Below are 11806 nucleotides of genomic sequence, written 5' to 3' on the forward strand. Positions count from 1 at the left end.
TTTTTGTGATCGTGTTACAAACAGACTTGAAATTGCTTTTAAAATGAGCGATAAAAGAACAAAACATTTAGTAACAGGTTTGACCAGATAAAAAATTCTGAGCAAATCCTTGAATCACAGTATTATGCGCCGTACACTACGCCGCAATCTGAAAATAACGCAAATGCGTTTAAATAAAGGAAAGAAGAATGAGCGACATCCAAGAACGCGTAACGAAAATCATCATAGAGCAACTAGGTGTTAAAGAAGAAGAAGTTAAAAACGAAGCGTCTTTCGTAGATGACTTAGGTGCAGACTCTTTAGACACTGTTGAGCTAGTAATGGCTTTAGAAGAAGAGTTCGATACAGAGATCCCTGATGAAGAAGCAGAGAAAATTACTACTGTTCAAGCAGCGATCGATTACGTTACAGCTCACGCAGAGTAAGTAACTAATCACTGGGGCAGCATTCGCTGCCCTTAGTCTTTATATCCCCTCGTAAAATATAATAATCCCTTTTTTGGAGGACTCCGTGGCTAAACGTCGAGTTGTAGTAACTGGCTTAGGTATGCTTACGCCGCTAGGTAATGATGTATCATCAACCTGGCAGGGCTTATTAGATGGCCGAAGTGGCATCGAAAACATTACTCATTTTGATACTTCAAGTTTTGGAACTAAGTTTGCAGGGTTGGTTAACGACTTTGATGTAACACAGTTTATGCCAAAGAAAGATGCTAAGAAAATGGATTTATTTATCCAATATGGTATCGCTGCGGGAGTTCAAGCTTTTAAAGATTCAGGTCTAGAGATAACAGACGAAAATGCACCGCGTATAGGGGTTGCCGTTGGTTCTGGTATCGGTGGACTGACATTGATAGAAGAGAATCATATTAAGCTATTAAACAGTGGTCCACGTAAATTATCACCATTTTATGTGCCGTCGACCATTATTAATATGATTTCTGGTCATCTATCAATTATGCACGGCCTTAGAGGCCCAAATATTTCTATTGTAACAGCGTGCACAACAGGGCTTCATAATATTGGACACGCCGCGCGTATGATCGCATATGGCGATGCAGATGCCATGGTTGCTGGTGGTGCAGAGAAAGCCTCAACACCGATAGGAATGGGTGGTTTTAGCGCCGCCAGAGCATTATCAACTCGCAACGACGATCCACAAGCAGCATCTCGTCCATGGGATAAAGATCGTGATGGTTTTGTGTTGTCGGATGGTGCGGGTGTTATGGTGCTTGAAGAATATGAGCATGCTAAAGCGCGAGGTGCAAAAATTTATTCCGAACTTGTCGGGTTTGGCATGAGTGGTGACGCATTTCACATGACTTCACCGCCAGAAGATGGTTCAGGTGCAGCATTAGCTATGGTTAATGCACTAAATGATGCAGGAGTTAATGCCGATCAAATTGGGTATATTAATGCTCACGGTACATCAACAAATGCAGGTGATAAAGCAGAAACTCAAGCTGTTAAGTCTGTGTTTGGTGCAGCTGCAGATAAAGTAATGGTTGGTTCATCTAAATCAATGATGGGGCACTTGCTTGGTGCGGCCGGTTCTGTTGAGTCAATTATTACCGCTTTGTCATTACAAGAACAAAAAGTATCACCAACGATTAACCTAGATAATCCTGATGAAGGGTGTGATCTTGACTACATAGCCCATACGGCACGAGATGCTAAATTAGAGTATGCGCTATGTAACTCCTTTGGTTTTGGTGGCACAAATGGTTCTTTACTGTTTAAAAGGGTATAATATCTAGTCAGTAAGGAAAAATAAAAGCCTGGCAATGCCAGGCTTTTTTTGTAGGTGTTAGATGAATATAGTAACGACAGATACGATCTCTTGCAAAGACCGCGGACTGCAGTATGGAGACGGTTTTTTTACGACGGTGCAGATCACAGCAGGACAACTGTCACTTTGGTCATTGCATCTACAGCGATTACAGCAATGCCAAGAGAGATTGGGGTTTACGGCGCTTAACTGGCAATATTTAACAACACATTGCGAAAATGTAGCGGCAGAGCATCAACACGCAGTTTTGAAAATAATCGTTACTCGTGGTGTGGGCGGACGAGGTTATACCCCACCAATAGCCGTGCTTCCAACGATATATGTATCAGTGAGTGAATTTCCAGGGCATTACAAGCAGCTTTCTCAAAGTGGCTTACGCTTGGGCATTAGCAATATCCAATTGGGGCATCAGCCATTATTGGCGGGTCTAAAAACGTTAAATCGGTTAGAGCAAGTTTTGATTAAGCAGGACGCAATGCAGTTTAGTGTTGATGATGTGCTTGTGATGGATATAGACAACCACGTTATAGAAACATCTGTTGGAAACATTATAGCTTGCAAAAATGGTGTGTTTTACACACCGCAACTAGATAAATGTGGTATTGAAGGGGTATATCTAAAACACTTAGCTCAACAGAATCTAATTAAGCCTATACAAATAAAATTAGACCAACTACTTGAGATGGATGTGGTTGTGGTATGTAATAGTTTAATGGAATGTATTCATGTTTCTCAATTAGAGAATAAAGTTTATGATTTAGACATGGCATGCCAAGCCATTAGAAAACTCAATAACAAGGTATAGAAGTGAAAAAAACTTTGCTGTTACTAATGACTTTAATCGCCTTTATAGGGATATTTTTGACATATAAAATATCGAAGTTTAAGGTATTGCCACTAAACAATGTGCAAAGTTTGTATCATGTTAAGCAAGGGATAGGGTTTAATCAGCTATGTCGAACATGGGAAGACAAACAGTTGCTAGAATCCTGTCTACCTTATAAGCTCTATGCCAAACTATTCCCCGAAAAAGTTATATTGAAGGCCGGTGTTTACGATTTACGTGGTTTAACGGTGCTTTCTGCAATTAATAAAATTAATGAAGGGCAGCAACAGCAGTTTTTTTTTACAATCATTGAAGGCGAGCAGCTACGTGGTGTTCTAGCTAAACTTAAAGCCAGTCGTTTTATTGAGTATGATGTTAAATTAGAAAAGCTTACAGAGTTACTGGCACTTGAAGGATCTGCTGAAGGGTATTTACTCCCAGAAACTTATGCTTATACTGCTGGCACAAGTGCGGTGTCAATCATCCAAAGAGCCAAAAGCAAAATGGATGAAGTATTAAATATAGAATGGAATAATCGCGCAAATAATTTGCCAATAAACACACCATATCAGGCATTAATATTGGCTTCAATTATTGAAAAAGAAACAGGTTATGCGCCAGAGCGGGGCCTTATTTCGTCGGTTTTCATAAATAGATTACACGCTAAAATGCGGTTGCAGACCGATCCTACGGTGATTTACGGCTTGGGAGAGCAATTTGATGGGGATATTAAACGGCAAGATTTACGGCAATTGACACCATATAATACTTATAGAATAGATGGGTTACCCCCAACGCCAATTGCAATGCCATCGCAAGATGCTATTCGGGCAGCTTTGCACCCCGAGGCATCGGATTATTTTTATTTTGTTGCCAAGGGTAATGGACAGCATCAATTTTCAAAAGATTTAGCAGCGCATAATCGCGCTGTGCAAAAGTATATTTTAAAGAGACGTAATGACAGCTAAGTTTATCGTAATAGAGGGCCTTGAAGGCGCGGGTAAGTCAACGGCAATGCAGGCATGCCAGCAGTTTTTAGCGGATAAAGCCATTGACTTTATTCAGACTCGAGAACCAGGAGGAACGCCATTAGCAGAAGCTCTACGTGATCTTGTCAAACAGCAGCATGAAGAAAGCATTGCAGCAGAAACAGAACTTATGATGATGTATGCAGCCCGTATGCAGCTTTTGCATAATGTTATCACACCGGCGCTTAACAAAGGTCAGTGGGTCGTGGGTGATCGCCATGATATGTCATCACAAGCATATCAAGGGGGAGGCAGAGGTTTACCGCAAGAGGCGTTAACTGCACTTTCTGGTATCGTTTTACAAGGATTAAAGCCTGACTTGACGCTATATTTAGATATTAGACCCGAAATCGGGTTAGCTCGGGCTAAAGGCCGTGGAGAGCTTGATAGAATTGAACTTGAAGCGATGAGTTTTTTCGAGCGGACGCGTGCGCGGTATTTAACGCTTGCAAACGCTGATGAACACTGCGTCATTATTAATGCTGAACAACCAATAGAGCGTGTACATAAAGATATTATTGCTGCGTTAGACACATTTTATCTTGGTGTGAAAGCATAGTATGTATACTTGGCAACATGCTTTATGGCAGCAATTACGAGATAGCTTCCAGCAAAAGCGTTTTCATCATGCACAATTATTTATTGGTTTACCTGGTGTTGGCAAATTTGATTTAGTTAAAGTGCTTGCGAGTACATTATTATGTGAGCGACCAGAGGGTTTTAGACCTTGTAATGCCTGTAAGGCTTGTGGGCTACTGGCAGCAGAGACTCATCCAGATAAGCTGCTAATAAGTGCGGAATCAAATAGTATTGGTGTAGATGCTATTCGGGCCTTAAGTGATTTTATACACCACTCAGCGCTACAAGGTGGCAATAAAGTTGTCCTTATCAAAGATGCTGAAAAAATGACGCATTCTGCGGCTAATGCATTGTTAAAAACATTAGAAGAGCCGAACTTAAATCGATATATCTTGTTAACGTGCAATGATAAAAGTCAATTACCAGCAACGGTTCTCAGCCGCTGTGGTCAGCAATCTGTGGCTGTGAGTGAGGTGTCGTGTGCACAAAACTGGTTATCAGAGCAGCATATTCCATTGCATGAATTTGTATGGGTAGAGCAGTTCTATTTGCAACCTTTAAAACTAGTACAGTGGCACGAAGATGGTATGCTAGATAAAATTCAAGCACTCTACTCATTTGCAAGTCACTTAAAAGAAAGTCATAATTTTGCTGAAGTACAAGGGATTTTGACAGAGCACACTCAATTGAACTCTGTTTTTTACGTGTTTATCAATCAACAGCTTAAATACCGCTTACAACAAGGTTTGGGTTTTAGCGCTTATAATGATGCGCAAAAAGCTCTGCATCGCTTTATGTTAGATACACAACAGATCCTAGGCTTAAATCAATCGTTAGGGTTAGCTAAGCTAATATATACGTTACAAAACGCAATAAAATAGGATGTAACATTGTGCAAGAGTTATTAGTAGATTTTGAAGATTTAGATGAACTGTATCGTTGTTATATGCCAGCTTTAAAGCACGGTGGTTTGTTTATTAAAACAAATACACGCTATGAATTGGGTCAGGCTGTCAATATGAGAGTAACATTACCTGATGCATTAGAGCATGACTTAGTTTTGGGCAAGATCGTATGGATCACACCTCAAGGTGCGCAAAATTCAAATCCACCCGGTGTTGGCATCGGTTTTACTGAAGACAAAGATCGTGTTAACGATAAAATAATTAAGCTATTGGGTACGATGCTTAATGCCGATAAACCCACCTACACCATGTAAGAGTAGTTATGATTGTAGATTCCCATTGCCATTTAGATAGACTTGACTTTGACAGGCTAGGTCAGGACTTACCTGAAATTTTACAAGCAGCAAGAGCAAGACAAGTAGAGCACTTTTTGTGTGTGAGCGTGACCTTAGAGCAATTCCCAAACATGCTTGCAACTATTCTTCCTTATAAAGATATTTCCGCATCCTGTGGCGTTCACCCTTTAGACCAAAAAGATCAATTGGATAAAGCATTGCTGCGAACATTAGCATCCCATGAGCGTGTAGTGGCTGTGGGTGAAACTGGGCTGGACTATTATTACGCAAAAGACACACATAAAGTGCAGCAAGACAGTTTTGTCGGGCATATTGAAGTAGCCAATGAGTTAAACAAACCACTTATTATTCATACTCGAGATGCAAGAGAAGATACCATTTCTCTTATGAAGTCACATAATGCTGAGCGATGTGGTGGCGTATTACACTGTTTTACAGAAGATTGGGATATGGCTAAAAAGGCCATTGATATGGGATTTTACATCTCGATTTCAGGAATTGTCACGTTCAAAAATGCAATTGAGCTAAAAGAAGTCGTTAAGCAACTGCCTCTAGATAGGTTATTGATAGAAACAGACTCCCCCTATTTAGCACCTGTTCCTTATCGAGGAAAAGCTAATCAACCAGCTTATGTACAAGATGTTGGCTATTATATTGCGGATTTAAAAGGCTTGCCGTTTAAATCATTGGCTGATGCGACCACAGAAAACTTTTATCGCTTATTTAACTTAGCGTCAAAAGTGAATGTCTGATTGTACTAGCAATTTACCCTTGATGTTACTTGGCCCGATTATTCGTCGCGCCGAGCGTCATCAAGTATGTGTTCAATTGGTTACTAGTGTTGCGGTACGGGTAGAGTTCACTGTGGCTGATTATACTGTACAGAGTGAACAAAAAACGCTTAATTTAGGTCAGTCTTGCTTTTTACATACTGTGATTATCAGGCCGTACCAAAATGAGTTTTCAGTCGATGTAGCCTTAGATTATATGCTGTACTTTGATGGTGTTATGCAGCAACTTGATGCGCTTTGCTATGCTGGGTTGTCATCACCACAAATTGTTATTCCGCATAACCTGACTCAAATTCTACATGGCTCATGTCGTAACCCCCATCACCCTAGTGCAGATAGCTTAGCCAGTGCCGATGATCAAGTACAGCAATATCGACAGCGCAGACAAGTTGGCCCAAGCTTATTGTTAATGTCTGGCGATCAGATCTATGCAGATGATGTAGCGGGAGCAATGCTACTTGCTATAGGTCAGTTAATAGATAAACTTGGCTTGTATAAAGAAGCGGACAATGGGTTGCAATTACCTAAGTTGCGACAAGAACAACTATTCTGCCGACATAACTTTTTGCCAAAAACCCCATGGAAAAAGTGCAGTAAATGGTCTTTGGGGTATCACTTTAAAAAAGATGAACCACACTTTACCAGTGCACATGCATGTAATCACCTTATTCATTTTGAAGAGTTTATCGCTTACTATTTGCTCGCTTTTAGTCCTATTGCATGGACTTTGATTGATCGAAGTTTAATTACGTACGACGGCAACAATCCAGCCAAGGTGAGCAAGTTTTCTAACGAGTGGATCGCATTACAAACCTTTATTACCCAATTACCAAAGGCGCAACGGTTGTTTGCCAATACGTCAACACTCATGATGTTTGATGATCACGATGTCACTGATGATTGGAATTTAACTGCACAATGGGAACAAGCAATAGCGAGCAATTATGCGAGCCGTAGGATCATTAACAACGGATTGTTGAGTTATTGGTTGTTCCAAGGTCTAGGTAATGACGCGATGAGTGATTCTGAAGCGCTTATAGTACCTTTTGAAGCCAGCTTTGGAGGTGAAACTTGGCATTTTGACACGTTAGATAAATCATTACAGCGATTTGGTCGATGGCACTTTTGTTTAAATACATACCCGAAAGTCGTGGTGTTGGATACGCGAACACACCGCTGGCGAAATGAGCAAAATTTCGGAGAACCCAGTGGCTTAATGGACTGGGAAATGTTGATGGAGTTGCAAGACATGCTCGTTGATCATGATGCCGTGATACTGGTATCACCCCCGCCAGTATTTGGTGTTAAGTCGATTGAAGCGATCCAAGCACTTTTTAATTTTTGCGGTCAACCTCTTGTTGTAGATGTTGAAAATTGGATGGCCCATGAGGGATCAGCAAGGAAGCTCTTGGATATTTTTAAACGGCCAGACACTCCAAGAGAAACAATTATATTATCAGGAGATGTACATTACTCCTTTTGTTTTTCAGTGCAAAGCCGATTTGGTCGCCATGATAACCGTATTTGGCAATTAACTGCATCAGGCATTAAAAATGAATTTCCAAAAAAGCTCATTGCTTGTTTAGACAAATTAGATTCAATTTTTTATGGCCCTTGGAGTCCTCTTAACTTTTTCACCAAGCGGTGGCAAATGGAAGTAAACAAGCACCCGCTTCAAAAGGGTGATCAAAAGCAACCCTATTTAGTATCTCATAGTGCGATAAGCCTTGTTACGTTAGAGCAAGGAAAATTAGCACAGTATGAGCTATTACATGGCGATGGTTCGAAAAGTAAATTCTGCTTAGACTTAGAATAAAAACCTCCTAGTTTTTATACAGTTTGCTATATTTTATAAATCGAGTCTTGCATATGGCTGTATATGAAAACCGTTCACTGTCTTGGTTGTCTATTATTCCTATTCTGTAAATTATTGTGGGCAGTCCCACAGTTTACTGATACCGCTCAGGTCATGCGACATTATGATTACCGAGCAGGGTTAAGCCAAGTGACTGTTATGGCACTGGCACAAGACCAGTTTGGTTATATATGGATCGGAACTCAAGCTGGACTCAATCGTTTTGATGGGCATGAATTTAAAACATTTGCATCACAGCAGCAAAACGTAAAAAGCTTGGCTGGTGGTTTTATTACTGAATTATGTGTTAGTAATGATAAAGTGTGGGTGGGAACGAGTACAGGTCTAAGTGTTTATCATACTGTTGAAGGACGGTTTACGTCTTTATTGGCCAGCGAGTTTCCGGTTATTGGATCTGACCGAGTAAATTGGATTGATTGTAAAGGTGAGCATGTTGTTGTTTCTACCGAGGATAATACTTCTTATGAAGTTGATAAAGCGACGTTGGTACCCCAAGCTTTAAAAATAGAAGGTAGTTACATAAGAAATGTAGTGCAACGGGGTGACAATTATTTCTACCTGAGCAATGAAGGGTTTATGGTTTATCATAAACAGGCACAAACTTCAGTACAACTGCTCTCCGGTGAGTTTAAGCATATGATTTACCAAGGTCAACGTGCTATGTTGATCAGTAAGTCAGACCGTCTGATAAGTTATGATACTTTGTATCAACGGGTTTTATGGTCGCGTAATTTTGATGCGGTGCAGAACATCACACTTCATAGTTTAGCCATCACTGGCAACGAATTATTAGTTGCCAGTGACAACGGTGTATACCTACTTGATTTACAAGGTAAGTTGTTAAATCACTGGTATAAACGTGACCGACAACATGAGGGTCTTCAGGACAATAATATTCTCACCGTTATGAGGGACAAAAACCAAGATCTGTGGATTGGTACTGAAACGCGTGGTCTGCACTTTTTTAGCCAGTTAAGTGAATCATTTGGCCATGTCAGTGAGTACAATTACCCCAGTGCGCCAATCAAGTCAGCTGATATTCGTAATTTTGCCATAGACCGTAATGATCGAATTTGGTTAGCAACATCTAATGGTGTTCATATATTTGATGGTAAGGGGTTTAATGGCGCACATGACCTATATCCATTATTAAAGGTACTTGACGGAAGCTTTGTCACGCGGATACTTTTTGATGACGATCACCTTTGGGCCACTACTCGGGGTAACGGTGTGGTGTCGTTTAATTTGAAAACAAAGAAATTACTTCACTTAAAACCCGATATAGGCAATGGACCAGAACTGAGTTTTAATGATGTGTTTTTGTTTAAAAATAGAGTTCTAGTTAGTTCTAGAACTATGGGGGCAATGTATTTTGATGCGACATCCGAGACTCTAAAGTCACTATATACAAATGAGCAGAACGCGCCTAGTCATGTATCATCAATGTCAGTGGTTAATGGAGAGCTGTGGTTCGGATCAATTGGCAATGGACTGTATCGAGATATTGATGGGAAACTGGAGAATCTGACAACAGCAGAAGGATTAGTATCAGATCTAGTATTTATGCTTGAACAAGACCAGTATGGTCGGGTGTGGGTTGCCAGTGAGTCAGGCCTATCATTGGTGACAAAAGAGTTTACTGTTGAGCGTGTTTTTACTCAGCAAAGTGGTTTAGCAAATAACGCAATTTGGGGTCTTGTATTCGATAATCTAAATCATTTATGGGTAGGCAGTAGTGGGGGGTTAAGTCAGATCAACACCAATAACTTTGAAATTTATAACTTCTCTCCGGTAGATGGCGTTCAAGGCAATGAATTTAATTATAACGCTGCGTGGTTGGCACCTGATGGACGTGTTTTTATTGGTGGTGCGATGGGCTTTAATCAATTTTATCCACAAAAGCTTCGTTTAGATAACTCAGCTAGCCCGTTGCTGATTAGTCATATTGAGCTGTTAGGTAAGAGCTTAACACCAAGTGATGAAGGGCTTTTAAAAACAGCACCAGAATTGGCTGAATCATTGTTATTGAAATATGATCAAGATATTGTCTCGTTACAATACTCCAGTTTAGATTATGGCTCGGAGCAACAGCAATTCTATTACCGAGTGATTGGGTTGAGTGATAAATGGCTTAAGCTGGCAAAAGGGGTTCGCCAAGTCAATTTATTACGCTTAGATCCAGGGAGCTATATTATTGAGTCATATACAATTAATCGTTTTAATGTGCAGTCACCTATACATCGTTTTGAGCTTAAAATAGATGCGCCATGGTGGTGGGATATATATGCGAAGACATTATATGTATTGACCTTACTTGCGTTAATTATCTTGATAGTAAGGATAAGGCAGAAGCGGTATAGGCAGGTCGTGGCCGATAATCAGAAAATGAGTGAATTACGGCAACGGCTAGAGTTGTCGCTATGGGCAAGTGGTGATGAGTTGTGGGATTGGCATTTAGATCAACAGACGATATATAGACACTGTGTTTCACCTCGAGTGGATTATGGGAAAGCTGAGAATCACATGCAGCTGGACGATTTTATACAGTTTGTTCACCCAAAAGATAATATTTTATTAGAAGATAAAGTCGAAGCTTGTATTCGTGGAAACGTTGAAAGCTATGAAATCGCAATACGAGTAAAAGACTTAAGTGGTCAATGGGCATGGGTTTTAGATCGGGGAAAAGTAGTTGATAGAGACGAAAGTGGTAAAGCCATTCGAATTGCTGGGGCATTGAAAGATATTACCGAACTCAAAACACACCAAAATGCGTTACAACTGCTTAATGAGCAACTTGAAATTAAAGTAGAAATGCGTACAAATGAACTTTATAAACAGAATCAAATGCTCGAGCAGGCAATGTTAACACTGAAACAAACTCAACAAGAGCTTATCGAAAGTGAAAAAATGGCATCACTCGGTGGGCTTGTGGCCGGAGTAGCGCATGAGATTAACACGCCTTTGGGCGTCGCACTAACCGCGATGACATATAATCAAGAGTGTTTGCAAGTAGTTGAAAAGAAATTAGCAGATAAAACTTTGAAACAAAATGATTTAGTTAAAGCGATTGCAGAGCAAACGCAAGGATATCAGCTCATTCTGAGGAACTTAGATAGGGCGCAAAACTTAATAGGTAACTTTAAGCAAGTGGCAGTTGACCAGTCTAGTGAAACGTCTCGTCAAATCAACCTTAAAGAATATGTCGAAGATGTATTTCATTCTTTAGAACCATTGATAAAAGGCAAGGAGATCACTATCCATGTATCAGGCAGTGACACTGTGATATTAACAACCTATCCGGGGGCGATTTATCAAATATTAACTAACTTACTCAATAATTCAGTACTGCATGGCTTTGAAAAACGTGGTAATGGAGAGGTGTTAGTGACGGTTGCGGTTGATGAGAGTAGTTGGTATGTCAATTATACGGATGATGGTGTAGGAATGAATGAGGAGATGTTAAAAACCATTTTTGACCCCTTTGTGACTTCTAAGCGTAGCCAGGGAGGCTGTGGGCTGGGGATGCACATTGTTTATAATTTAGTGACGCAGCTATTAAAAGGGGAAATTAAGTGTTTCTCAGAAGAAGGAAAAGGTATTGCTGTGAAGCTAAAAATACCAATCGACAGTGTAAAAGAAATGGCCTCATAATTGGCC

10 protein-coding genes are annotated in these 11806 nt (G+C 40.3%); all 10 read left to right on the plus strand.

Annotation, left to right across the window (positions count from 1 at the left end):
• Positions 1-188 precede the first annotated feature (188 nt).
• On the plus strand, positions 189-425 hold the full coding sequence (gene acpP / locus PAUR_RS07115) for an acyl carrier protein (protein ID WP_010364517.1): 237 nt from the start codon (positions 189-191) through the stop codon (positions 423-425).
• An 85-nt stretch (positions 426-510) separates the two neighbouring features.
• Complete coding sequence (gene fabF / locus PAUR_RS07120) at positions 511-1749, plus strand: beta-ketoacyl-ACP synthase II (protein ID WP_192507095.1); 1239 nt, start codon at positions 511-513, stop codon at positions 1747-1749.
• Between the two features lie 61 nt (positions 1750-1810).
• The gene (gene pabC / locus PAUR_RS07125) at positions 1811-2593 is read left to right on the plus strand and encodes an aminodeoxychorismate lyase (RefSeq protein WP_192507096.1); all 783 of its coding nucleotides are present in this window, start codon (positions 1811-1813) and stop codon (positions 2591-2593) included.
• A gap of 2 nt (positions 2594-2595) precedes the next feature.
• Positions 2596-3582, plus strand: a complete 987-nt coding sequence (mltG, locus tag PAUR_RS07130; protein ID WP_192507097.1) for an endolytic transglycosylase MltG — start codon at positions 2596-2598, stop codon at positions 3580-3582.
• A complete protein-coding gene (gene tmk / locus PAUR_RS07135) occupies positions 3572-4201 on the plus strand; it encodes a dTMP kinase (RefSeq protein WP_192507098.1) in 630 nt (209 codons plus the stop codon). The genes mltG and tmk overlap by 11 nt, the downstream gene beginning before the upstream one ends.
• A gap of 1 nt (position 4202) precedes the next feature.
• Positions 4203-5102 (plus strand): DNA polymerase III subunit, encoded by a 900-nt coding sequence (locus tag PAUR_RS07140; RefSeq protein WP_192507099.1) that lies wholly within the window; start codon positions 4203-4205, stop codon positions 5100-5102.
• A gap of 11 nt (positions 5103-5113) precedes the next feature.
• On the plus strand, positions 5114-5440 hold the full coding sequence (locus PAUR_RS07145; protein WP_192507100.1) for a PilZ domain-containing protein: 327 nt from the start codon (positions 5114-5116) through the stop codon (positions 5438-5440).
• Positions 5441-5448: 8 nt separating this feature from the next.
• Positions 5449-6234, plus strand: a complete 786-nt coding sequence (locus PAUR_RS07150) for a TatD family hydrolase (protein WP_192507101.1) — start codon at positions 5449-5451, stop codon at positions 6232-6234.
• Positions 6227-8089: a metallophosphoesterase family protein gene (locus PAUR_RS07155; RefSeq protein ID WP_192507102.1), complete on the plus strand. Its 1863-nt coding sequence runs from the start codon at positions 6227-6229 to the stop codon at positions 8087-8089. The genes PAUR_RS07150 and PAUR_RS07155 overlap by 8 nt, the downstream gene beginning before the upstream one ends.
• A 63-nt stretch (positions 8090-8152) precedes the next feature.
• Positions 8153-11800, plus strand: coding sequence for a sensor histidine kinase (locus PAUR_RS07160; protein ID WP_192507103.1), 3648 nt, complete (start codon positions 8153-8155; stop codon positions 11798-11800).
• Positions 11801-11806 lie beyond the last annotated feature (6 nt).

This window comes from Pseudoalteromonas aurantia 208 (assembly GCF_014858725.1).
Lineage (GTDB): Bacteria > Pseudomonadota > Gammaproteobacteria > Enterobacterales > Alteromonadaceae > Pseudoalteromonas > Pseudoalteromonas aurantia.